24 protein-coding genes are annotated in these 22,663 nt (G+C 53.0%); 13 read left to right on the forward strand and 11 right to left on the reverse strand.

The window, feature by feature from the left end:
• Positions 1–29 precede the first annotated feature (29 nt).
• Together E0E00_RS14360 and E0E00_RS07275 are read left to right on the forward strand one after the other, a co-directional pair.
• Positions 30–743 carry a hypothetical protein gene (locus E0E00_RS14360; protein ID WP_165443609.1) on the forward strand — a complete coding sequence of 238 codons (714 nt, stop codon included), beginning with the start codon at positions 30–32 and terminating at the stop codon, positions 741–743.
• Positions 744–783: 40 nt separating this feature from the next.
• On the forward strand, positions 784–1,413 hold the full coding sequence (locus E0E00_RS07275; protein ID WP_165443610.1) for a PRD domain-containing protein: 630 nt from the start codon (positions 784–786) through the stop codon (positions 1,411–1,413).
• Between the two features lie 72 nt (positions 1,414–1,485).
• On the opposite strand, the gene E0E00_RS07280 is transcribed toward E0E00_RS07275, so the two are convergent.
• Positions 1,486–2,994, reverse strand: a complete 1,509-nt coding sequence (locus E0E00_RS07280; RefSeq protein WP_130811879.1) for a carboxylesterase family protein — start codon at positions 2,992–2,994, stop codon at positions 1,486–1,488.
• A 277-nt stretch (positions 2,995–3,271) separates the two neighbouring features.
• Between E0E00_RS07280 and E0E00_RS07285 the strand changes: the two genes are divergently transcribed.
• The 6 genes from E0E00_RS07285 to E0E00_RS07310 are packed head-to-tail and all read left to right on the forward strand — an operon-like array spanning position 3,272 to position 10,539.
• Positions 3,272–3,862, forward strand: a complete 591-nt coding sequence (locus E0E00_RS07285) for an MptD family putative ECF transporter S component (protein ID WP_130811880.1) — start codon at positions 3,272–3,274, stop codon at positions 3,860–3,862.
• A complete protein-coding gene (locus E0E00_RS07290) occupies positions 3,863–4,609 on the forward strand; it encodes an energy-coupling factor transporter transmembrane component T (RefSeq protein WP_130811881.1) in 747 nt (248 codons plus the stop codon).
• Positions 4,606–6,117: an ABC transporter ATP-binding protein gene (locus tag E0E00_RS07295; protein WP_207302697.1), complete on the forward strand. Its 1,512-nt coding sequence runs from the start codon at positions 4,606–4,608 to the stop codon at positions 6,115–6,117. The genes E0E00_RS07290 and E0E00_RS07295 overlap by 4 nt, the downstream gene beginning before the upstream one ends.
• Positions 6,118–6,143: 26 nt before the next feature.
• Positions 6,144–7,145, forward strand: a complete 1,002-nt coding sequence (locus tag E0E00_RS07300; protein ID WP_130811883.1) for an AraC family transcriptional regulator — start codon at positions 6,144–6,146, stop codon at positions 7,143–7,145.
• A gap of 53 nt (positions 7,146–7,198) precedes the next feature.
• Positions 7,199–8,974 carry an ABC transporter ATP-binding protein gene (locus E0E00_RS07305; protein WP_130811884.1) on the forward strand — a complete coding sequence of 592 codons (1,776 nt, stop codon included), beginning with the start codon at positions 7,199–7,201 and terminating at the stop codon, positions 8,972–8,974.
• Positions 8,971–10,539, forward strand: a complete 1,569-nt coding sequence (locus tag E0E00_RS07310) for an ABC transporter ATP-binding protein (RefSeq protein ID WP_207302698.1) — start codon at positions 8,971–8,973, stop codon at positions 10,537–10,539. The genes E0E00_RS07305 and E0E00_RS07310 overlap by 4 nt, the downstream gene beginning before the upstream one ends.
• 308 nt (positions 10,540–10,847) lie before the next feature.
• On the opposite strand, the gene E0E00_RS07315 is transcribed toward E0E00_RS07310, so the two are convergent.
• Both E0E00_RS07315 and E0E00_RS07320 read right to left on the reverse strand, forming a co-directional pair.
• Positions 10,848–11,597 carry an alpha/beta hydrolase gene (locus E0E00_RS07315; protein ID WP_130811885.1) on the reverse strand — a complete coding sequence of 250 codons (750 nt, stop codon included), beginning with the start codon at positions 11,595–11,597 and terminating at the stop codon, positions 10,848–10,850.
• 178 nt (positions 11,598–11,775) lie between these two features.
• Positions 11,776–12,348, reverse strand: coding sequence for a class I SAM-dependent methyltransferase (locus tag E0E00_RS07320; protein WP_371683399.1), 573 nt, complete (start codon positions 12,346–12,348; stop codon positions 11,776–11,778).
• 47 nt (positions 12,349–12,395) lie between these two features.
• Between E0E00_RS07320 and E0E00_RS07325 the strand changes: the two genes are divergently transcribed.
• From E0E00_RS07325 to E0E00_RS07340, 4 genes are all read left to right on the forward strand, one after another.
• Positions 12,396–13,601: an ISL3 family transposase gene (locus E0E00_RS07325; protein ID WP_130811887.1), complete on the forward strand. Its 1,206-nt coding sequence runs from the start codon at positions 12,396–12,398 to the stop codon at positions 13,599–13,601.
• A gap of 144 nt (positions 13,602–13,745) precedes the next feature.
• Complete coding sequence (gene istA / locus E0E00_RS07330; RefSeq protein ID WP_207302699.1) at positions 13,746–15,254, forward strand: IS21 family transposase; 1,509 nt, start codon at positions 13,746–13,748, stop codon at positions 15,252–15,254.
• Entirely contained in the window at positions 15,244–16,014 is a 771-nt protein-coding gene (gene istB / locus E0E00_RS07335) for an IS21-like element helper ATPase IstB (RefSeq protein WP_130811889.1), read from the forward strand. Before istA ends, istB begins: the two co-directional genes overlap by 11 nt.
• On the forward strand, positions 16,011–16,337 hold the full coding sequence (locus E0E00_RS07340) for a hypothetical protein (protein ID WP_130811890.1): 327 nt from the start codon (positions 16,011–16,013) through the stop codon (positions 16,335–16,337). The genes istB and E0E00_RS07340 overlap by 4 nt, the downstream gene beginning before the upstream one ends.
• 325 nt (positions 16,338–16,662) lie before the next feature.
• Here the strand turns inward: E0E00_RS07340 and E0E00_RS14690 are convergent, their stop codons facing one another.
• The 8 genes from E0E00_RS14690 to E0E00_RS07380 form a co-directional block, all read right to left on the reverse strand.
• Entirely contained in the window at positions 16,663–16,848 is a 186-nt protein-coding gene (locus E0E00_RS14690) for a hypothetical protein (protein WP_207302700.1), read from the reverse strand.
• Positions 16,849–17,080: 232 nt separating this feature from the next.
• Entirely contained in the window at positions 17,081–17,842 is a 762-nt protein-coding gene (locus E0E00_RS07350) for a class I SAM-dependent methyltransferase (RefSeq protein WP_130811891.1), read from the reverse strand.
• A gap of 98 nt (positions 17,843–17,940) precedes the next feature.
• Positions 17,941–18,708 carry an alpha/beta fold hydrolase gene (locus E0E00_RS07355; protein WP_130811892.1) on the reverse strand — a complete coding sequence of 256 codons (768 nt, stop codon included), beginning with the start codon at positions 18,706–18,708 and terminating at the stop codon, positions 17,941–17,943.
• Positions 18,709–18,763: 55 nt separating this feature from the next.
• Entirely contained in the window at positions 18,764–19,600 is an 837-nt protein-coding gene (locus E0E00_RS07360) for an acyl-CoA thioester hydrolase/BAAT C-terminal domain-containing protein (protein ID WP_130811893.1), read from the reverse strand.
• Positions 19,601–19,788: 188 nt separating this feature from the next.
• Positions 19,789–20,268, reverse strand: coding sequence for a hypothetical protein (locus E0E00_RS07365; protein WP_130811894.1), 480 nt, complete (start codon positions 20,266–20,268; stop codon positions 19,789–19,791).
• Positions 20,269–20,281: 13 nt separating this feature from the next.
• A complete protein-coding gene (locus E0E00_RS07370) occupies positions 20,282–20,827 on the reverse strand; it encodes an SRPBCC family protein (RefSeq protein WP_130811895.1) in 546 nt (181 codons plus the stop codon).
• Positions 20,824–21,714, reverse strand: a complete 891-nt coding sequence (locus E0E00_RS07375) for an MBL fold metallo-hydrolase (protein WP_130811896.1) — start codon at positions 21,712–21,714, stop codon at positions 20,824–20,826. Before E0E00_RS07375 ends, E0E00_RS07370 begins: the two co-directional genes overlap by 4 nt.
• A gap of 9 nt (positions 21,715–21,723) precedes the next feature.
• The gene (locus E0E00_RS07380) at positions 21,724–22,095 is read right to left on the reverse strand and encodes an L-2-amino-thiazoline-4-carboxylic acid hydrolase (protein ID WP_371683385.1); all 372 of its coding nucleotides are present in this window, start codon (positions 22,093–22,095) and stop codon (positions 21,724–21,726) included.
• A 122-nt stretch (positions 22,096–22,217) separates the two neighbouring features.
• Between E0E00_RS07380 and E0E00_RS07385 the strand changes: the two genes are divergently transcribed.
• Positions 22,218–22,649: a PTS sugar transporter subunit IIA gene (locus E0E00_RS07385; RefSeq protein WP_165443611.1), complete on the forward strand. Its 432-nt coding sequence runs from the start codon at positions 22,218–22,220 to the stop codon at positions 22,647–22,649.
• Positions 22,650–22,663: the final 14 nt, after the last annotated feature.

The following is a 22,663-nucleotide window of genomic DNA, read 5'->3' on the forward strand; positions in this document are numbered from 1 at the left end:
ATTCTAATCAGGAAGCGGGGTGATGAATTATGTTCGACTTGACGAATCGACAGGTTAGCGAACTCAAATGGTTTTGTCGGCAAGATGAACCGGTGCTCGTTGGTGACGTTGCATACCGCTTCCATGTGAGTGTCCGTTCAGTGAGAAATGACTTGTCTCAGCTTGAGCAGTTCGCTCATATTCATAACGTGATCCTCGAGCGCAAGCGCGGTAAGGGAATCGTGCTGGTTGGCACTCCAAGCAGCATGCAGTCGCTTCTCCGGACGCTTGAAACGTATGGCCGACGAATCCTTGATTCCGAAGAGAGATTGTCAGTAATGACCGCGTCTCTTCTGCTTCGTGACTCAGCGACGTTTCAGCTTCTTGCAAATGATTGTGGAGTGAGTAGACAAACTGCAATCCGTGATTTCCCCGAAGTGGAAGCGGTGCTCAAGAATGAGTGCATTTCGGTAGTTCGCTGCCAAGGAAAAGGCTTGGCTTTAGAGGCAGACGAATTAAACATACGTCATGCATTTGTTCAGCTTCTTGCTGATAACCCCTGCCCGGACTGCATTAGTGATTTGGTCTCTCACTATGAGGACATGTGTTTGTGCATGCCCTTCGCAAAGGAAATTGTCCAGCATGCGAAAGCCATCTTGGGCATGGGGGTTTCTCAACGAGGACTATATCGAAACTCTTGTTTGCTATATTTTGTGCCGCATCCAGCGCCGGCACACCATTCAGTCGGTAAGCTACGAATTTGAACAATCGTCAAACGCAGAGACGTTAGATTCGCTCCGTATAATGCTCGAGAAGTACGTTTCCCAGCGGGATGAGAGAACCTATCTGGCAACCCTGATTCTCTCGCAGAGAATAGGTCCGCTGCCATCCCAAAGAGAACGCACAGAGGCTGACGCCATGAACGGAGAGGCGGAGAAGCTCTCGAGACAACTGGTTGACGCACTCAGTAAGTATCAGCAAATTGATGGCGTCGCAGTCAAGGATGTCATCTCGATGCTTACGGAACACATTCGAGCGGCGCTCTATCGAAAGCATAACAATATTCAGTTGCATGATGAGAAGATGGAGTCCTATCTTCGCCTCACCTCTCCACTCATTCTTGAGTTCACATCAAGCACTCTTGAAGAATGCGGAGTTGAATTTCCTCCAAGCGAAATAGCCTACATAGCGATGTATCTTACGTCCATTTTTGAGGCAAGCGGAGGAGAGGATCTTGTCCCAACTATCCTCTTTGTCTGCTCTTTCGGCCTTGCAACTAGCGTGTTACTGAAGTCACGTTTGGAAAGACTGCTATTTGGATGCCGGCTTATTGGCCCAAAATCTCTTGAAGAGGCAAAAGAATACCTGCAGCGTAATGATGTCGATTTGATAATTGCCACCTGGGAGTGTTCTTCTTATGTAAATACTTTTTGAGCCTTATACAAAGCAAAAGCCACCTTGGATGGAGTGGCTTTCGTTCGTATCTTATATCCTTGCACCTGTTGACTATACTTTGCCGGTAGGCTCAGACATATTCATAATGTAGCTGTGGCGATTTTGTTCTGGCAGATCTGTTTTCAGCAGTTCCTGTATGAATTCTTTGTGTGGAAAGTCGATGCTTTTTATCTTTTTGTCATAAAAGGTGATGAGTCCATGCTCGTTATATTTCTCTCTATTCGGGATTTCGCCGTTTTTGATAAATGAGATCCAGTCGTTTTGTATGATGGAAGCCTGCCTCTTGTTTTCCTCCGTGACAGGGATTCGCATTTTATCAAAATTATTGAAAAAGTACACCAGTTCCGCTCCATGATAGGCTCCGCGAAGCCCCTTGTATAAGGCGGGAACATAACTTAGCCGATAGCCGTATACAGGGCATTTCCGGCTGATCTGTTCCATCATCTGAAAAGCGGATGTATGAAAGACGAGCAGCTCCATGATTTTGACCTGTAAATCAATTCCACTCTGTGCCTCTGACCATATCTCGTCTTTCAACTCTTTTCCGTATTCCTTGTACTTTTTCTCCAGTGCGGCATCAAGATCCTTCTCTTTTGTGGTGATCCCAAGGAAGCGGTAGTACATTGGCAACTCAATCATGGAGAATTCATCCGCATTGGTTCCGATCAGAACCGGCATGTTCGGAAATCTTTCCTCTTTCAGGAGAGTATTCGGATCGTCAATGAAAAACGCATCGTCAAACACATCACTCTGCCCAATTCGGCTGTGTCCCAAGAAAGCTTTCGCAGGGAGGTTTTGTAGCTCGCTAAGGCTGCTGACCTTATAGTGCTGCAGAGAACTTTGGTACATTTCCTTTGCAGTCTTACGGTCAATCAGGGAGGGGAGGTTGCCGCAAAGCATCATGAGCTTGTGGAAGCATTGGCTGCTTGTTGGATTAAGAAATTGATAGAGAGCCGCAAGCCCCCCTCCGCAATGTCCGACCAAAGTGATGTTGTCAGGATCACCGCCAAAATATTGGATATTATCCCGTATCCAAAGAAGCGCCGCCTGCTGATCCAGATAAGCCAGATCCGCGTTCATGAGGTTCCCGTCAAATGTCGGCATGTATCCAAAGCTTCCGATGCGGTACGTAACCGTAACCGCCACAACGCCTTTCTTTGCAAGATTATCCCCTTTGTACATGGGGACGGTGCCGCTCCCCTCTCCACCGCCGTGCAAAAAAACAGTGACCGGTTTGTTTCCCTTTAAATCATCCGTCCAGATGTTAACAACAAAGGCGTCTTCCGTCTGCGCATCCTTAGTAGGAAGAAATTCAGGGCGCATCATGTGGTGCTTCATGAACACATTCATCCATAGCGGGTACCCATGCTGTGGGAAGCAAACCGTTTCTTCCCGGTTTATGATTCCCCCTTTTGGATATTGGGTAATCCGTTCCGGCTTTTCGAAGCGTTTGGCCCTGGCATAAGGAATGCTGTGAATTTCGTAAACTGTTTTTCCGTCATCAGATGTTCCACATGGTTTCCCATAAACGGATCCCAGCTTTGTTGTAAGCGTGATCATCTGCCCACCTGCTTTCTATTGTCCCAAAATATACTTCAGGCTTGTTGTACAAATCTGAAGTTTCTCCTATAACGCACAAAAAATATTTTCCTTTGCGATGGAGGAATCTCAACATAGTTTGTTGAGACTAACAACGGTCGTGGAGAAAGTCGATGCTATATGGAACAAAAATAACAAAATGGGATATAAACCAGAGTTAGACTATGCTAACTTAGAAGAGCTCCGAATGATCGGTTGCAAAAGATACACTGCATTAGCCAATAGGAGGGATCGTTTCATGAATCAAAATAAGCTTCAGGTAAGAGATTTTATCACAATCGGTATTTTCACAGCAATCCTCTGGGTCGTCCAGATGGTTATCATGTACCTGGGTTTTCTTTCCCCGTTTATTGTGGCAGGGTATGCGGTTCTGATTCCCATTGTCACCGGTATTCCCATGATGCTCTACTATGCAAAGATTGAGAAATTCGGCATGATTACTATCACCTCTGTCATTGTTGCCATTCTTCTCTTTATCTTCGGAATGGGACTGACCGGAGCTCCTATCTGCATCGCGGCGGGTTTGATTGCTGATCTGATTGCTAAATCCGGAAATTATAAGAGCTGGAAGAAGACTTTCGTGAGTTATGGCGTATTCAGCTTGTGGGTAGTGGCCAGTTATCTGCCGCTGGTGCTTACGGCGGACTCTTATAAGCAGAGCCTGCTTGAAGGCGGCTATGATGCTTCCTTTGTAGATACGCTGTTTACCCTGGTCACTCCGAAGACCTATCCAGTTATTATTGTGATCTGCTTTATCTCTGGCATGGTCGGCGCAGTGATCGGTAAGGCTGTCGTGCGGAAGAATTTTGAAAAAGCTGGGATCGTGTAAATGGATGAAGGAAAGAAGAGAAAAGAAATAACCGGCTGGCTCTACCTGGATCCGAGAAGCAAGCTTCTTATCCTAGTCTTATTTTCTGTCGTGGTGATGATTGATGTTGTGGATGGCCCGGCCTATATTGTCCGGGCCATCATGACATTTGTCCCGGTTTTTCTGGTTTGTTTGGAAGGCAAGCTTCACATCGGAGCACGTTTTACCGTTCTGTTTATTGCAGCGTCCGTTCTGCAGAATTATGCACAGCGCCACTTCGGCGGGGCGCTTGGCATGCTGGTTCTCTTCCTGTGTTATATGGTCACACAGTTTGCGCCGACTATGATCACCGTCTGGTACTGCATTTCCACGACGAAAATCAATGAGTTTATGGCAGCGATGAACCGCATGCACGCACCGCAGGGATTATCCATATCGATTGCCGTGATGATGCGCTTCTTCCCGACTCTGGCAGAGGAATACCGCTCGATCCGCGATGCCATGAAGATGAGAGGGATCCAATTTGGCGGTGGCAAGGTGACGAAGATGGTGGCCTACCGGCTGATCCCGCTTCTGTTTTCCAGTGTGAACATTGGCGACGAGCTGTCCGCCGCAGCGGTTACCAGAGGTCTTGGGGCACCGGTGAAACGGACCAATGTCTGTGACATCGGCTTTCATGCGTGCGATTTTCTGATTGTGTCCGTTATGAGCATACTGACCATTTTCTATGTATGGCTCTCGTTGCAAAGTGGGGTGAAACTGCTGTGATCAAAATTCAAAATGTGAACTTCCACTACAACGGCCTGGAACGGGGCGGACTAAAAAATATCAATCTGACCATAAAGGACGGGGAATGTGTTCTTCTGTGCGGAGCTTCCGGATGCGGAAAGACAACACTGACACGGCTGATCAACGGCCTGATCCCCCATTTTTATAAAGGCGAACTGACAGGAAGAGTGGTCGTAAATGGTAAGGCAATTCGAGAACAGGAACTGTACTCCCTCGCAGGGCTGGTTGGAAGCGTTTTCCAGAACCCCAGAAGCCAATTCTTCTCTGTAGATACCGACGGGGAAATCACCTTTGGCCCGGAAAACATCGGACTCCCCGAAAGGGAAATCCTGGCAAGGAAGGGGCGCATCGTCGCGGAGCTGAACCTTCAGTCCCTCATGAACCGGAGCCTGTTCCGGCTTTCCGGGGGAGAAAAGCAGAAAATCGCCTGTGGTTCTGTCGCAGCGCTTCTGCCGGAGATCATCCTGCTGGATGAGCCGTCCTCCAATCTGGACTGGAGCGCGATCCGTGACCTCCGGGACATGCTGAAGCTATGGAAGGCCCAAGGAAAGACCATTGTGATTTCCGAGCATCGGCTATGGTACTTGAAGGAAGTGATCGACCGCGCAGTTTATATGGAAAAAGGGGAGATCGTTCGGGAGTGGGATCGTGAAGAATTCGCGTCCTTATCCGAAAGTGAACTTGCGGCATATGAGCTTCGTCCGGTGAATCTGGAAGAACGGTACATCAGGGAATATTCCGGTACAGAGTCGGCATATGAACATTTTCCATATCAGGTCAATGAAGCGCCCCGTGATGAACCGTACAAAAACAACGACATCCTGCTCAAGAACTTCTATTTTACCTATCACCCGCAGAAATACCTTTTCTTTAAGAAAAAACTATCTCCGAAAGACGCACCTATATGCACGATACGAATTCCCTCCCTGCAGGTAAAGCCGGGAGAAATCGTGGGCATCACAGGTGGCAACGGCTCCGGGAAATCTACCTTTCTCCGTTGTCTCTGTGGGCTTGAGAAAACCTGTATCGGGAGCGTCTGGATGGACGGGCAGCAGTATGCAGGCAAGAAGCTGACAAAACTATGTTACATGGTCATGCAGGACGTGAACCATCAGCTTTTCACGGACAGTGTCCTCTCGGAAGTGCTTCTGTCGATGGAAAAGCCGGATGAAACCCAAGCAAAGGAGATTTTGGCAAGCCTTGATCTGCTGGAATACAGGGAGAAGCATCCGATGGCACTATCCGGCGGGCAGAAGCAGCGTGTGGCGATCGCGTCGGCCATAGCTGCCAATGCCAAAATCCTTCTTTTTGATGAGCCCACCTCCGGCTTGGATTACCGGCACATGAAGGAGGTGTCTCTATTGCTGAAAGAATTGGCGAAACGGGGAAAAACGATATTTGTATCCACGCATGACCCGGAGCTTGCGGCAGAGTGCTGTGACCGGACAATCCGGATCAAGGATGGACGCATAGCTCAAATCAGTTGAATCATATAAGGAAGGTCGGTGAGAAGATGAAGGATGCTGTCACAAAACGATTCGCAAAGGCTGGAGCACTGATCTCTAAAGATGGCAGCCGGATGGAAGTGCCTCTCCCTTCCAATATCGGGAAGGCGGAGGGGAAACTAACGACCGTTTTTCTGGATGACAACTGTCTTTTTATCCTGATTAGAATCTGTTCCACGAAGATCCCGGAGCGTATAGAAGAATCCACAAAAGGCCTAAGAAAACTAAAAATCAATTATTGCTCCGGGGGAAGATGTGAGCTGCGCCTAAAAAGCGGCGAACGTACCTTCCTGGCCGCTGGGGAGATTGCTGTGGATACCGGACAGGCTGAAAGCTCCTTTTTCTATCCGGATGGCGAATACACTGGCTTTGAGGTGATTTTCCATGTGGAGGAAGCAAAGCAATTGCCGGAAGGTGGCAAAACGGTAAGCCTTCCATCTGCTGCGTCCTTTCTCTACCACCATCTCGAAGGGCAAACGAAACCATGGATCAGGACTGCCGGGAAATTTCTATCCGACTTTTATGATGTATTTCAGTATTATGCGGAAGCACCGTTCGGAAATGAACTGCTCTACATAAAGTGCACGGAGCTGCTGACCTACCTGGCGCATCTGGACTTTGGGCAGGTGCAGGTGAAAAGAACCTATTATTCCGAGTCACAGGTAGAAATTGCCAAAAGAGCAAAGGATTTGATCTGCTCTGACCTATCCCGCCGCCATACAGCACGGGAGCTGGCGGAACGGTTCGGTGTCAGCGAGACAAGCCTTAAGAACTACTTCCGAAGCGTCTATGGCTGCGGATATGCTGAGTTTCAGCAGAGTGCAAGGATGGAAAAGGCTGCAGAGATGCTGCGGTCTACGGAAAATAAGCTTGCGGATATCGGGCTGAAGGTCGGGTTTTCCACACAGGCAAAATTCGGCGCTGCCTTCAAGGCCTGTTTCGGAGTTACCCCGCTGGAATATCGCAGGAAATGCAAGCTGCAGAGAGCGTCTGATGCACTCGATGGATAAAGGGAAAGTAAAAGGTTCCTGATGTATTGGATAGATAAAGGAGAAATTTGATTATGGATGCGAAAACGAGAAAACAAAAAGGCATACTCACCTACATTCTCCAATTTGCCGGCGAATACAAAAGCTCTTATATCAAAAGCGTTGTCATTGCCGTGATTGGAGTAGCCTTTTCCCTGGCTCCCTATGTTTTGATGGGAGACATGGTGAGAAAGCTTTTATCCGGAGAACGGAAGTTCAACGTATACCTTGTAGAAGGGCTGCTCATGGCTTTGTTTTGGATTCTGCGGGTGAGCTTTCACACCCAGTCTACAAAGACCTCTCACAAGGCGACCTTTCAGGTGATTGGGAATGTGCGGATTGCTCTGGTGGATAAGCTCTCCCGACTGCCTCTCGGTACGGTGCAGGAAATGCCGTCCGGAGCACTGAAAAATATCATCTGCGAGCGGACGGATTCCATGGAGCCGACACTGGCTCATGTAGTGCCGGAGTTTACCGCCAACCTCTGCGCGCCGGTCCTGCTGTTTGTCTACATCCTGACCATTGACTGGCGAGTCGCGCTCCTCTCTCTTACTACGCTTCCTGTCGCCGCTATCGCAATGATGTGGATGATGAAGGACAGCGGCGAAAGATTTCAGAAAACACAGGACACCACGAAGGAGCTGAATGATACGGCCGTAGAATACATCGGCGGCATTGAGGTTATCAAGGCCTTCGGGAAAGCAGAGAGCTCCTACCAACGCTTCGCAGATGCCGCTGAGGAAAATGCCAAAAGCTTCATCGACTGGATGCAGGCCTGTATCATTCCTTTTTCTCTCGGCATGGTGATTGCCCCGGCCACGCTCCTCTCTGTCCTGCCTGTCAGTGCACTATTTACCATGCATGGGACGCTGTCGCTGCCGGATTTCATCATGGTGGTCATCCTCGCCTGCGGACTCATCACGCCGTTAATTACGGTGATGAGCTATAACGACGACATCTCAAAGGCGACTTCCATCTTCGGAGAGATCGATGAGGTTCTGGGGCTGCCGGAGCTGAAACGTCCTGAGGCCAGCAAGTATATACCAAAGAACCATGACATCGCTTTGAATCATGTCCGCTTCGGCTATGAAGAGAAGGAGGTCCTACATGGCATTGATCTGAAGATTCCAGAGGGCAGTGTGACCGCCCTGGTGGGCCCCAGCGGCAGCGGCAAATCCACCATCGCAAGACTGATTGCCTCTCTGTGGGATGTACAGGAAGGAAGTATCACCATTGGAGATGTAGATATCAAGGACATGTCCCTTACCGATTACAATTCGCAGATCGCGTATGTCTCCCAGGACAGCTTCCTGTTTGACACCTCGGTACGGGAAAATATCCGTATGGGTCATCCTTCTGCCTCTGATAGGGAGGTGGAGGAGATTGCCAGAAAGAGCGGCTATTATGACTTTATCATGAAACTGGAGAATGGCTTTGATACGATCGTGGGTGGCAGCGGTGCCCACCTTTCTGGAGGAGAGCGGCAGCGGATCTCCATCGCAAGAGCAATGATGAAAAACGCGCCGATCCTGATCCTTGATGAAGCAACGGCCTACACGGATCCAGAAAATGAAGCGATGATCCAAAAATCGGTTTCCGCGCTTTCCAAGGGAAAGACTCTCATTGTCATTGCGCATAGACTGTCTACGATCACCGATTCTGAACAGATCGTGGTGATCAAGGGAGGAAATATTGAGGCAAGAGGAACGCATACAGAGCTTCTTACCTCCTGTGCGCTCTACCGGAATATGTGGGAGACCCATGTGTACGCAAAGGATACCGATGACACGGAAGGAGGCGTATTCGCATGATTGCTACACTGAAGAAATTCTTTGATTTCTGCGCGGGAGACAACCGCCGGATGTTCTACCAGTCACTGGGGATCGGCGTGCTGATCGCCCTCTGCGAAGCCGCAAAATTTCCGGCGATCTATCTGGTGCTTGGCGGATTCCTCTCTGATTCCATATCCGACAGCCGGGTGCTTGTGGGATTTATGATTCTGCTTGTTTCGGTTCTCCTGGAGTCACTCTTCCGCAGCAAGTCGACCATGCTGCAGTGCAGGGCAGGCTATCAGGAGTGTGCGGGGAAGCGGATCGAGATTGCAGAGCATCTGCGCTATCTTCCCATGGGCTATTTCAATCAAAACAGCCTGGGAGAAATCACTACTGTCACAACCAATGTCATGGAGCAGCTTGGGGATGTGGCTACGCGTGTAGTCATGCTGACGACGCAGGGGATCTTGAACACAGCCATTATTGTCCTGTTCATCCTCCTCTTTGACTGGAGGATCGGACTCATCTGCCTTGCCGGAGTGATCGTATTTGCCCTCATCAATCACAGCATGCGAAAAGCCAATGTGGAAACAGCCGCAGCGAAGATTGCCGTTGATACCAAGGTGATCGAACGGGTGTTGGAATACATTCAGGGCATTTCCGAGGTTAAGGCTTATAACATGACCGGGAAGTCCAGGAAAAAGCTGGACGACGCCATCAAAGAAGCTGCTGCCACAAATACAAAACTGGAAATGATTTCCAACAAGTACATTCCGTATCAGAATATCGCACTAAAGCTGACGGGTGTGGCTGTGATTCTTGCGTCCATCGGATTTTATCTACATGGCTCCATGGAGCTACTCATGACCATCATGATGATGATCATGGCCTTCTTTGTTTTCACCGGACTGGAATCCATGGGCTCCTACTCCGCGCTGCTTAGAGTCGTGGGATTGTGCGTAGATCGTGGGAAAGAGGTACTAAGCCTTTCCCCGATGGATATTTCGGGGAAAAATGTGACTCCGCTGACACACAACATTAAAGTGTCCGGCATTGATTTTGCCTATGGAAAAAAGAAGATCATCGACGATGTATCGCTTTCCGTGCCGGAGAAAGGAACTGTAGCTTTTGTAGGACCATCCGGCGGAGGCAAGACTACGCTCTGCCACCTGATCGCACGGTTCTGGGATGTGGATAAAGGAGTAATCACTCTGGATGAGAGAAATGTAAAGGCCTACTCCATGGACTCCCTGATGGAGAACTTCAGTTTCGTGTTTCAAAACGTCTACCTCTTCCACGATACGATAGCCAATAATATCCGCTTCGGGCGGCCAGATGCATCCATGGATGAAGTAATTGCCGCTGCGCAGAAAGCCTGCTGCCACGATTTCATCATGGCTCTGCCGGATGGATATGATACGGTCATCGGGGAACACGGCGCTTCGCTGTCCGGCGGGGAGCGGCAGCGGATCTCCATTGCAAGAGCTATCATGAAGGATGCTCCGGTCATTATTCTCGATGAAGCCACTGCCAATGTCGATCCGGAAAATGAGAAGGAGCTCATGGAGGCGATCGAGGCATTGACGAAGAAAAAACAATTCTGATGATTGCCCACCGCTTGAAGACGGTGCGAAATGCAGATCAGATCTTTGTCGTAGACAGAGGGCGTATCGTGCAGCGCGGAACGCACGAGGAACTGATGATGCAAGAGGGTGTTTACAGACGCTTTGTCAATTCCAGAAGACAGGCCATTGGCTGGAAGATCGGATAAAATAATTCGCCCCCAAAAACAAGCCGTACCGATTCTCAAGAAAGAGTTGGTGCGGCTTGTTCTTATCTGATCTTTGAATCTTTTGTCTGGAAACTGTTCCCTTTTCTGTCTTATAAACAGCATCTTCCTGATTTCTCATGACTAACGGCACATGTCCTGTTTCAGTATATCCGCATAGACTTCCGGCTCTTTGATGAGTTTTTCACAATGCCCATATCCAGGCCAAACCATGGTGCCTGCAAACGGGTATACTTCTGGGATTATCTTCATGGCTTTTTTATAGTCGAAGTCCTTTTCGCCGTAAGTGAAGGTGCATTTCTTCTGTGTTTTCTCCTCCAGCCTCGGCAGATCCACAAAGCCGCAGTCGTGCACGATATTGACTATGCTTTCCTTCTTCATTCGGATCAGATTGTTTGTCATCTCCTCCGCACATTCCGCCCCATACAGTGACGTCATCTTCTTCATTGCCAAAGCCGGATTCTTCACGGCGTTTCTGTGCGCAAACAAAAAGGCTAACCTGAAAATCCGGTACATGAATGTTGCGTCTGTAAAGAAGCTCATTCCCTCAAAGAATAGGTGGTCAATATCAAGATCTTTATACTCCAGAAGTTCCAGCAGGACAACACCGCCCAAGGATGCCCCATAGGCCAGCTTCAGATGCGTTACATCTTCTGAGATAAGGTACGAATGGATCGCCTTCGCCTCGTCAGCAGCACTTCGATAGGTTTCGTTTCCTGCTGCTCCATGGGCGGACAGGTCCGGCACAAGATATCGGTGGCAATCTCCCAGATAGTCCGTAAGGCAGCTCCTGACCAGTGCCGCCGATGCGAGCATGGGATGAATCAGCAGGATTGCCTCTGGATTTTCGGTATTCCAGTCATGCATGATCATAGGCTTGTCGCCTCGTCCCTATATGGCTTTCGCGCCACTAGGTGCATCCTCATACCGTTCTGGATCTCGTTCGTCAAAATAATCATGCCTTCTTTTTCCAATCCCGCTTGTACTTCTTCGCGATGTAAAACATCCACATCCCCGTGTCCTAAGAAATGCGCTGCGGGCATTTCTATTTTCATCTGTTTTTTCCTCTCATACACTCCGTATATATCATCACCATCCGTGCGGTCATCTCATGCTTTATGGTCACCTTCCATCCATTTGCTTCCAGGAAATGCAGGTACTCATCTGCTGTCCATCGGTGTTCAAACCGCACACCCGCTATGTGTAAAATTCCCGCCCAGATGCGGCTGGGCAAGGTCCCTTTGTGTTCTACAAAGTTCGGCGCAATCAGGATGCCGCCCGGGCGCAGCACACGGGCGATTTCCTGAAGCACCTTTTCCGGGTCAGGCACGATGTGCAATGCATTGGCAATTAACACTACATCGAAGGAGTTGTCTGCGTAAGGCAGGCTCATAGCGTCCGCAACTTCGAAAGTGAGGTTAGCTGGATATTCACCTTTCTTTGCTTCTGCGATTATCCCTACAGAATAATCTGTTGCTATCATTCTCTTTGCAGCAAAAGCTATATTTTTTGGCTCTTCGGTAGTTCCTGTGGGCGGGATTTCGGTCCGGCCCCAGGCAGCGGCGGCAAAGCACGCGATATGAAGGAGAACGGCCCCTTTCGGGGCCGTCTCCGTGCCGGGCAGGGTAGGATTGCGTCTGCTACAACAACCTACGAGAAGGGCCCTGGCACATGGACAGGATACTACGCCACGCGCTCGCGCTGGCGCATGCGGTCATCGAATGTGCACGCATCGAAGGGGACGCGGTGGTCGTCGGGGCGAGGCCCTGGAAGAGCCATGCGCAGCGGTGCCCGGCCTGCGGCGGGAAGTGCGCATGCTACGACGGGCCGCCGTCTCCCGGAAGGCGGCGTGCCATGGACCTGGCCAGGTCGGAATGCTTCCTCGAATACAGGCCCAGCCGCGTCTCCTGCCCGGAGCACGGCGTGCTGGTCGAAGCGGTGCCATGGGCGCGGCGCGGATCGCGCCTCACGCGCGGTTTCGAGGACTGGGCGGCATGCCTCGCGGTACGGTGCACCGCAAGCGCCGTCGCCGGGCCCGCGCGCGTCGAATGGCGTGCCGCCGGGGGCATCTGCACGCGCGTCTATGCAGGGCTGGAGGCCGCACGCGGATGCGGGCGGTTCGACGGAGTGAGGCGCATAGGGATAGACGAGGCCTCCTGCAAGAAGGGGCACAAGTGCCTGGCCGTCGTCGCCGGCCACGACCGCGGGTGCCTCATATGGGCCCACGAGGGATGCGGGAGGGAAGTGCCGGGCCTATCCTTCGGCGGGCTCACGCGGGAGCAGAGGCGCGCCATCGAGGCCGTGACGGCCGACGGCGCGAAATGGATCAGGGCGCCGGCGAGGCGCAGATGCCCGAACGCCCGGTGGGTGATGGATCCGTTCCATGTCGTGCAGTGGATGAACGACGCGCCCGACGGCGTGAGGCGCGAGGGGTGGCAGGCGGCGAAGGGGGCTGCCCGCGATGCCATGCCCAGGCGCAGCAGGCCAGGCAGGCCGAAGAAGGGCGAGGAGGCCCCTACGGAGGCGAAGGCGCCGAAGGAGGCCGCGGACTCCATCAAGGGGAGCCGCTTCGCCCTGGCGAAGAATCCGGAGAGCCTCACCGACGCCCAGCGCGCCAGGCTCGAGTCCCTGAAGCGGAAGGCCGGCTCGCGCCTGTTCAGGGCATGGGGGCTCAAGGAGGACCTCAGGGCCGTGTCCAGGACGGAGACGGCCGGAGAGGCGGAAGCGCTGCCGGATGCATGGCTCCATGATGCCGCCTACTGCAGGATCGCGCCTGTCGTCGCCGTCGAGGAGAAGGCCCGCGGGCGCAGGGCCGGCATCGTGGCCGCGGTCGAGCCCGGCATCGGGAACGGGCGCGTCGAGGCGTGTGTTTGTTAACGTCGTGATTGCGGGTTTGAGCACGTAGGTCTTTAGCTTTCGAGCACGAAAACTTTTGGGGTTTAAGCAAGGCCACGTCGACCGGCCCAATTGCCTCTAACGTTGTCGGTGCCGTTGTATCCGACACGAGAAAGGCAGAAAGGAATGATCGACGTGGACAAGATAGAGGATATACGCAAGAGGGTGAGGCATGGCCAGCCCGTCGCCCAGATCGCGCGGGAGCTGCATGTCTCCGAGCCGACGGTGCGCAAGTACCGCGACATGGAGGACCTATCCGTGCAGCCGAAGCCCAAGCAGAATCCGCAGTTCCCGACCCTCGAGGGGTTCAGGGAGACGATCGACGCATGGCTCATCTCCGACACCAAGCAGTGGCGCAAGCAGCGCCACACCGCAACCAGGGTCTACGTGCGTCTGCGCGAGGAGGAGCACTACGAGGGCAGCTACTCCACCGTGCAACGCTACGTGCGCTGGAAGAGGGAGCAGATGGCCATTGAGCGCGACCAGCGCGACGCCTCAGGGTACCTGCTGCTCAGGTGGCTGCCCGGTGAGTGCCAGGTGGACTTCGGCGAGGCGGACTTCAAGGTGCGTGGCGTCACCATTCGCGGCAAGTACCTCACCGTCAGCTTCCCCCATTCGAACGTCGGCCTCACGCAGGTCTTCTGGGGCGAAACCTCGGAGTGCGTGTGCCAGGGCCTGCGCAACGTGTTCGAGTTCGTCGGCGGCGTTCCCGTGCGCGCGGTCTTCGACAATGCCACGGAGGTCGGCCGCCGCTTCGGCGCCGAGATCCGCGTCAGCAAGATGTTCAAGCTCTTCGCCTCCCACTACGGTCTCGACTACAGCTTCACCAACCCCCACTCCGGAAACGAGAAGGGCAACTGCGAGAACATGGTGGGCGCCCATCGCCGCGCCCTGTTCGTTCCCGTACCGAGCTTCCACGACGTCGTGAAGTTCAACGAGCGCCTGCTCAAGGACAGCCTCGACCTCTCCGACAAGCGCCACTACCGCCTCGGCGTGCCCCAGCTCGAGCTCTTCGAGGGCGACCGCGAGGCCCTGCTCCCACTTCCGGCGGCGCCGTTCTCCTGCGTGAGGTGGGAGGCGATGGCGCGCCGCGCCAACAAGCAGGGCGAGGTGGTGCTCGGCGGCATACACCGCTACAACGTGGGGCCCGCGATGGCCGGGCGCGAGGTGACGGTCGGCCTCGGCGCCTTTGACGTCACGTTCGTCGACGCGATGACCGGGGAGGTCCTTGCCGCCTACGAGCGCGAGTGGGGCCCCGTGCCCACCAGCAGCGCCGACCCGACCCTGCAGCTCAAGCTGCTGTGCATGCGCCCCGGCGGCTGGCGCGACTCGGTGGTGCGCGACTCCCTGCCGGACGAGCTCGTGGCGTTCCTCGACGCGGAGGACGCCGCAGGCCTCTCCGCCGATCTCAGGACACTGCGCGACGCCGCCGAGAGGAGCGGCTTTCGCGCGGCCGTGGAAGGCATGGTTCGCTCCCTCTCGGCCACCGGCTCCCTCGGCGCAGCGAACGTGGAGCTCTCCGCCGCCGTTGCGGCCTCGGGGGACGAGGCAATCGTCTACGACAAGCCCGTCGACCTCAGCGTCTACGACGAGGCCTGGCGGGTGCTCGGCGGGGGTGGTCACGATGTCGCTTAGCAGCGCGGAGCGCGATGCCGTCTTTGCCGCCACGAGGGCCGCTGCCCGCGCCCTCTACATCTCGAACGACGTGATCGACCAGTTCCTGGAGACCTCGACCCCGACCCAGATCGCCGGGTGCAGGGCCATGCTGGAGGCCGAGATCGCCCACCGCGACGCGAGCAGGCGGGCAAGGCTGCTCAGACAGGCGAGGCTTCCCGTCCACCAGTCGGTGGAGGACTTCGACTGGACCCACGTGCGCTTCCCGGACGGCTGGGGCAGGGACGACATGCTGTCCCTGGCCTTCGTCGGATCCTGCGAGAACCTCGTGTTCTTCGGCCAGACTGGCAGGGGAAAGTCGCACATGGCCATAGCGCTCTCCATGCGCGCCGCGGCAGCCGGCATCCCCGTGAGGTTCTGGCAGACGGCCCAGCTGGTGCTCGAACTCGGCAATGCCAAGCGCGACGGCACCCTCGCCAAGGTGCTGGGCGACATATCGCGCTCGAGGCTCCTGGTGCTGGACGAGTTCGGGTACGTGCCCTTCGACGTGGACGGAGCGCGACTGCTCTACCAGGTCATCTCCGAGAGCTACGAGCGCCGCGCGATCATATTCACCACAAACATCGAGTTCTCCAAGTGGGGCACCGTCTTCGCGGACGACAAGCTGGCCCAGGCCATCGTCGACCGGGTGGTGCACCACGGCCGCCTGGTCGAGTTCGCGGGCCCCAGCCATCGCCTCGAGAACTCGCTGATGCTGGGCAAGGGAGGTGCCGTCGCATGATCGCGCTGGACGGGGACGCGCTGGGGGCGATCGTCCGGCTCATGGGCGACGAGGTGCCGGTCGGCTTCGAGGAGCTCGCGATGCTCAGCTACGGGCCGGGCTCCGCGTGGGCCCGGACGGAGCCCTACGACGGGCCGTGCCTGCACGATGCGCACTGGGGCATTCAGTGTGGCTCGTGTCCGCACGAAGGGGAGTGCGGGCCGTTTCCCTCGACCTTCGAGCTGCTGGTACTGGACTACCTGGCGGCAACCGGCAGGCAGCCTGCCAAACTCGAGCCGCATGCCCGCGACGAAGGGGGTGAGCCGGAGAAGCTTCCGTTCTGATGGCAATGGGCGCCATGCTGCGATGGCCGCGGAGCGGCGTGGCGCCGTCACGATTGTCTGCCGCGGATAGGTACTGCCGTGTCGGCGTGACGAAACCCCAAAAAGTTTCGTGCTCACACTCTAAAGAAGTCTTTGCACATTTCCGAAAAGGGGACTTGACTAAACACACGAGGCGATCGACAACAAGGTAAAGGTCACCGTGAGGATGGGCTACGGCTTCCGGAACACGGACAATCTCGTCTCCCTGCCGATGCTGCGCTGCTCCGACTGCAGGCCCCGGCTTCCCGGAAGGCAGGCGGCGAAGAAGGCGGCCTAGCCGGAACCCCTACCCACAGGAACCAACGAAGGCTCTGTTTTTTGCCAAAAGTCCGGGTCCCGCGGCAATTTCCAACACCTCCTTGCCGCGGATCACCTCTGGGATGCGGGCGTACATGTATTCATAGGTTGTGCGGTCTGCCTGCATGGCACGCTTGTAGATCGGTGCATACAGATCCCAGATTTTCTCCTTCATGAAGACTCCACCTCATCGTTTTTTCGTGCGGGCGATGCGTTTTTCCTCTATTGCATATTCCTCGGTCCAAGGTCGTCCGCATGGGAGGGCAGCTTTCTGTACTCCTGTCTGCCACGGCGAATAGAGCGTTCTGCCAGTTCCTTTCCAAACCGATTTGTTATGCTTTTCTTCATGATTGATGCAAACAGCGTCCGGTAGATTCATTTCATGCTTTCCTCCGCCCGCCAATCACTTACTTCTTTCCTGTCAGGATGGCGGATCCCTTCAACTGCATCCAAACTGCTTCGCGAGACGACATAAACATGCCATTGCAGGTCGTGATTAGCTTTACTTCCTGATAGCCCCTTTCCTTTAGTTTTTGTACAAACCGGGTCATATCGCCATACTTTATGGACGAGAAGATATCATGTATCGCAAAGGTTCCGCCTTTCTTTAAAACCCGTAGCGTTTCCAAGATGATTTCCTGCCTGTCCTTGGAAGGAATGTTGTGATAGACATAATTGCTTGTGACCGCATCGAAGCTCTCATCCGGAAAATCCAGCGAAACCGCATCTCCCTGCACGAAACGGACATTTGCCACGCCTTCGGCCACTGCATTTCGCTCACAAAGCTTCTGGCTGAAGGAGGCGTATTCCTTGCCCCAGCGGTCCAGTCCTGTGATCTGCGCCTTGGGATTTCTCTTTGCACAGGCAATGGAAAGTGCCCCGCTGCCGCAGCCGATATCCAGGCATTTTCCTCCCTCAGGCACGTTGACGTATCCGGCAACGCCTTCAATGATCTGCCTCGACATCTGGCGCTTTCCATGGTAATCAAATGCACGGTACATTGCGAACATCCACCCCGCAGCGGCGAATAGAAGCACACAGAGAATGCCGGAAGCAATCCGCACCGGCCTAAAAGGCACAAGCAGACAAAGGAGCGCAGCGGCTGCCCCCGCCACCGCAGTCCCCAGAATCATTCCCTTTGGCATCCAGTTTTTGTAATCTACAACCATTCGTTTTTCTCCTTTCTGGTCCCCGGGCTCAGAATCTGCAATCTTTATTTCAGCAAGCAGGATCTTTCGTTAAAGTTCGGTGAAATCAGGGAAGGGCATCATTCATCCACTCGGCAGCAGGCCACAAACATCTCGCAAAAGCGATCCGGAAAAAGTGTAAACGACTCGCCATGTCCCATCCCCGCATTTTCCTGTATCCTCGCCCAGGGAAGGTTCTTCCTGATATAAGCAAGATCCCATCTGCGGTCTTTTTTCTCCTCTTCCCCGTACCAGTAAAATACTTTTCCTGCCGGCTTTTGTATGGGAAGAGCGACATTGTAATTGTTGGTTTGGTAAAAGCCCCGCCATATCGTGCGGTTACTCATGCCACGCAGGCAATCCTTCACATAGGCAATGTCCTTTTCCGTATATTTGTCCGGGTTCATCACCTCTCGTAGGGACTTGAGACTCATGTGCTTTGCGGTCCAGATCATCAGGAAATCACGGATCCCAATGAGATAGGTCAGCGGTTTCCAGATTTGATAAGGCGTAATTCCGCCGTCTATGATCCAGACATCCGCGGAGATCCTCCTGTCAGACAACAGCCGGATGGCAATGGCTCCACCCATGGAGCATCCGTAGATTCCCTTCACATGGCTGCCGCCATGTTCACACCCCCAGTCTTCTATATTCGCCGCAATCTCTTCAATGGATGTAAAGTCCTGCCCCGGCTCCTTGGGGTCAAGGCCGGGGATGGTGGGGACAATGAGGTGATAGCTCTGGCTTAAAATGGGTACCACCAAATCAAAAGCATCGGGGCCAAGCCCCATTGGCTGCAGCAGCAGGACCGCCTGCAGCTCTTTTGAACCAAATTCCTGAAACCGCATTCTTGCTTCCTCCTGCATCAATCGTGAGCTGTTATATCCGATGACACATACGCTTTTACCATTTTCGGATTTCATCCGCTAACAGGGAGTCAAGCTGCTTCCTGGCATCTTTGCATTCGTTACCATTCCTTCTGCCTGAGCGGAACAGCTTAACAACGAAGGCAGCAATATCAAAAGGTCCGATCCTGCCAGCGTTGTATGGGAGCAGCAGGTGTGTGCCGTATGAATATATCATTGTCTCGGCTTCAGATGGATGGGGCAGAGATGCAAGCCTTCGCTCCATGCGCTTCGCATATTTCTCCGATTCCCACATGGAATCATCCGCTGCCGCGATAATAAGCAGCCTGCCGTGAATCCGTTCAACCGGGATGAAGCAGTTCTCCGGAATCTCCCGTTTTTCTGCATTCTGAAACAACTCCCTGGAGCGTAGTTCATGGTGTTCCTTACAGCTTTTCACAATCCTGTCATAATACTCGTGTTCTGAAAGCCCGTAAGGCAGATATGGCAGGGCCTCTCCGCGGAAAGTAAATGTGGATTTACCGCAGCACCATTCACTCATGCCTTCCTTTTTCCCTTCTTCAAAGCCTTCCATAACGATATCAATTGCTTCGCAGGCAATGGTTAACGTAATATCCGGATACAGGGAGGCGGCCATCAGTGCCATGTTGCCGCCAAAAGAGATGCCGTAAAGGCCGAATTTTTTAATCCCATGCCCCTTAAGCCATTCCATCGCTTTTCCAAAATATTCGAGCGGCCATTCGTGCAGCCCGTCTCTCTGCGTATGGTCCTGCCATTTCCCGAGGCCAAGAGAACAGCAGCCATGTTGATTGAACCAGCGTGCCAGCCCCTTGTTGGCTATATTATTGCCTTTTGATTCGACCAGTGTGATCACACAGCGGTCAGACTCCCTAGATGGGAAAAACCAGCCTTCAAAACCTTCTTTTTTTCAATTCAGTATGGATTGATTTCATATTGTTTTGCTCCTGTTCCTGACTGTCATCCTCTCTCCATCGGGAGGATGACTTCCTGTTCAAAACGCACGCCAGTGCATCGGACGGCTTGAACTCTGTTTTTCTTTTATCAGAAAAGCAGGACCACTAATCCGGCTACAACCGCTGCGCCGATAATCCAGACCAGTGTCAGGATCCCGCGCTTTTTGATAACCTGCGCCCACGTCTGTACAAAAGGAAGATCCTCCGTTCCGGGAAGAACCCAAAATCTGCTGTGTCCGACCCAAAGCTTGTCGATCACGATGCCGTCGTACCGGTTCATGACCTCCAGGAACAAGAGCGCCTGCAGATAGGCTGTCCGAAAATCACTTACGCCATTCAAGCATCCAATGATCAGAAGGAGGGAGGCAAGCATGACAATCATAAAGGGGAGCATGAAGCATTTTCGTTTCCGCTGCATTGTCTCCCGACTCATCAGCCCAAGGGAAATTGCGCGCTCCTGCACCGGCTTGGGATAAAAGTACAGTCCATTCACGGCCCCGCCTAAGACGTCAATCCGCACCATTCCTGTAAACAGAAGGCAAAATAGTAGCAGCTCCAAAACAATCATCCTGCACCTCCCATCATTGAAGGTTTTTTAATTCCTCTGCCGGCGTATGGTTTTTCAATTCACCCTCCGGAAAGCGCTCAGGATACCTGCCTTCTGCTAATATCCTTTTCAGATACAGATTGTCCAGTTTCATGTCATCCTGTATCAGGCCAAAGTCTGCCTTCTTTCTGTACAACACCTTGAAAATGAGGAAATTCATGACTGACCCGATGACGGGCGTCGTCAGGCCAAAGGATTCCGTATGGGAGAAGCGGCATCCGTTTTCCGTACGCATTCCTTCAAAAGTGATGAAGGCTGTCTTCTTGTCGCTTTGAAATTCAATCAGAAAATGGTCTTTCTCCAGATTGCTTTGGATCAGCGCCCCGGTCACGTCATAGTCAAGCCCCATAACAATCTCGTAGAAGCGGACCTTGCTGCCAGCTGCGATCGAATGGTCAAGCAGCTGGCATTCCAGATGGAAAGGGCTCCATTTGACGAATTCTGTCTCAAAATTGTGAAGCCAGTTTTCCAGCTTTTCATAGGAAGCCGGGATATCAATTTGTTCCCTGAGCGTAATCATGATGCGTCTCCCCTTTGCGCCTCATAGGCTTTTGGAAGTCGGTTTACCCGCGCTTTTTCTTCGGTGTCGTCTGCTTCGTTATATCCGTCAAGTGGGGCGGTTGGATCAACAGGTGTCTGTATTTTCTTCCATGCATTGCAGACCTGGTCGATATGCCGGAAGGCAAATTCGAAATGATCTGTCCAGCCGGTATGCCCGGTACAGATGATCGGGCGGATGTTCCGTTCTACAAGCAGATCACGCAGTTTTGCCAGCGACCGGCTTTGTTCCTTAATATTGTCCGCAAGCCCATTGATGAAGCCGTACCCGCCATCCGCGCCGAGCCAGAGGGCGTCTCCGGTAAAGAGATACTGGTTATCAATCAGGTAGACCATGTGGCCTCTGGTATGTCCCGGGCAGAGAATCGCTTCCACCTGGATCCCGCCGATCTGGAAGGTTTCCCCATCTCTTAACAGGACCTTCTCGTTGTCAATTCTGACCCGGGGCAGGGTATACAGATGAAAAAACACCTTGCGTTTTGCTTCCCCGGTCAGGTACCGGTTCTCAATCTCGCCAATGTACAACTTTGTCTGCCGGAACAGCCCCGGGCTGTCCCGCTCTACAGCCCCGACATGATCGGTATCCTGGTGGGTAATGAGGATGTGTTGAATGGACGAAGGCTCAATATCCAGCCAGCACATTTTCTCCGCCAGGCGGTCATAATTGTATCCGGCGTCGATCATGATAACCATGCCACCTTTTTTGTAAAAATAGACATTGGCAATCCACTCGCGCACGGACGCTACGTGCTCGTCAATCCATCCGGTACCAAGTGGTTTGAAAATTCCTTTTCCGCGATAGGTCTTTGCCATAACCTTCCGCTGAAATTCCGTTGCACACTTCGACATATTCTCCTCCTACTGCGGATTGTCCGTCCTATCGCCCACGACCCAGTAGTCGCAGACCGCATCGCCGCCTGCAATCGTATGCTCCCGGTGTAATTTTCCGTGCTGATATCCAAACATTACTGGATCCGTTGCACACAGGGCAGTCATGATCTCGCCCAGCCCCTTGCCGGTCAGATAGCTGCAAATCGGGCAGACAGAAAAGTAATAAAAGCTGCCGTCCCGGTGCAGGCTCTCATCGAAATGAACCTTCCAGGTCGTGGGGTATTTTTCGCCGTTTCCGGCGTCATACCACTTCTCGTATTTTTTCATGCCGCGATACCACTTGTCAGGCGTCCTGCGAGTTCTCGACGTCGGTGGCGCCTGTATTACGTGTAAATCCAATGCTTACACAAGTCGATATCGATTGAGTGAAGGGGTACGTTAACCAACTTCCCTACACCAAAATGAGCTCTCAGTTTGTCAAACACTACACTGAGCAGAAACATGAGAAAACGTTTCATCGTGTGACGGACTACGTCTTCGATGATGATATTCAGGTAATAGACGCATGTGAATCTTGGCAGGATGCAATTCGGTTGGCAGCCATGCCATTAGTCCAGCGTGGACTAATGGAGCCTCGCTATGTCGACACAATGATTCGCGCTGTATGCGAACTTGGCACATATATGGTGCTAACCCCGGGTACCGCATATGTGCATGCCGGTGTAAATGACGGCATCTCAGATGACTGCGCAGCAATTCTTGTATCCCGCTCGCCAATTAAATTCGGAAGCGAGAACGCAAAAAATGTCCGCGTGATTGTTGTTCTTGGAATAAAGCACCAAGACAAGAGCGATTTGTTGGCGCTTGCCTCGATATTTGGGGCCTCGAGCAATCTGGAGAGTCTCGCGAGGCCAGATATCACCACCAAGACCATTACACTAATGCATGACTAAAAGCAACGAAGAGA

The sequence above is a fragment of the Olsenella sp. Marseille-P4559 genome (assembly GCF_900605015.1).
In the GTDB taxonomy this organism is placed as follows: Bacteria; Actinomycetota; Coriobacteriia; order Coriobacteriales; family Atopobiaceae; genus Tractidigestivibacter.

Bases quoted from the DNA above. Each gene is read 5' to 3' on its own strand.
- E0E00_RS07280 (WP_130811879.1), bottom strand. From the start codon at position 2,994: ATGATCACGCTTACAACAAAGCTGGGATCCGTTTATGGGAAACCATGT.
- E0E00_RS07290 (WP_130811881.1), top strand. From the start codon at position 3,863: ATGGATGAAGGAAAGAAGAGAAAAGAAATAACCGGCTGGCTCTACCTG.
- E0E00_RS14690 (WP_207302700.1), bottom strand. From the start codon at position 16,848: ATGAAGGAGAAAATCTGGGATCTGTATGCACCGATCTACAAGCGTGCC.
- E0E00_RS07370 (WP_130811895.1), bottom strand. From the start codon at position 20,827: ATGATTACGCTCAGGGAACAAATTGATATCCCGGCTTCCTATGAAAAG.
- E0E00_RS07285 (WP_130811880.1), top strand. From the start codon at position 3,272: ATGAATCAAAATAAGCTTCAGGTAAGAGATTTTATCACAATCGGTATT.
- E0E00_RS07275 (WP_165443610.1), top strand. From the start codon at position 784: ATGCTCGAGAAGTACGTTTCCCAGCGGGATGAGAGAACCTATCTGGCA.
- E0E00_RS07365 (WP_130811894.1), bottom strand. From the start codon at position 20,268: ATGATTGTTTTGGAGCTGCTACTATTTTGCCTTCTGTTTACAGGAATG.
- E0E00_RS07325 (WP_130811887.1), top strand. From the start codon at position 12,396: ATGGACAGGATACTACGCCACGCGCTCGCGCTGGCGCATGCGGTCATC.
- E0E00_RS07305 (WP_130811884.1), top strand. From the start codon at position 7,199: ATGGATGCGAAAACGAGAAAACAAAAAGGCATACTCACCTACATTCTC.
- istB (WP_130811889.1), top strand. From the start codon at position 15,244: ATGTCGCTTAGCAGCGCGGAGCGCGATGCCGTCTTTGCCGCCACGAGG.
- E0E00_RS07315 (WP_130811885.1), bottom strand. From the start codon at position 11,597: ATGATCATGCATGACTGGAATACCGAAAATCCAGAGGCAATCCTGCTG.
- E0E00_RS07350 (WP_130811891.1), bottom strand. From the start codon at position 17,842: ATGGTTGTAGATTACAAAAACTGGATGCCAAAGGGAATGATTCTGGGG.
- E0E00_RS07340 (WP_130811890.1), top strand. From the start codon at position 16,011: ATGATCGCGCTGGACGGGGACGCGCTGGGGGCGATCGTCCGGCTCATG.
- E0E00_RS07375 (WP_130811896.1), bottom strand. From the start codon at position 21,714: ATGTCGAAGTGTGCAACGGAATTTCAGCGGAAGGTTATGGCAAAGACC.
- E0E00_RS14360 (WP_165443609.1), top strand. From the start codon at position 30: ATGTTCGACTTGACGAATCGACAGGTTAGCGAACTCAAATGGTTTTGT.
- istA (WP_207302699.1), top strand. From the start codon at position 13,746: ATGATCGACGTGGACAAGATAGAGGATATACGCAAGAGGGTGAGGCAT.
- E0E00_RS07300 (WP_130811883.1), top strand. From the start codon at position 6,144: ATGAAGGATGCTGTCACAAAACGATTCGCAAAGGCTGGAGCACTGATC.
- E0E00_RS07310 (WP_207302698.1), top strand. From the start codon at position 8,971: ATGATTGCTACACTGAAGAAATTCTTTGATTTCTGCGCGGGAGACAAC.
- E0E00_RS07355 (WP_130811892.1), bottom strand. From the start codon at position 18,708: ATGCGGTTTCAGGAATTTGGTTCAAAAGAGCTGCAGGCGGTCCTGCTG.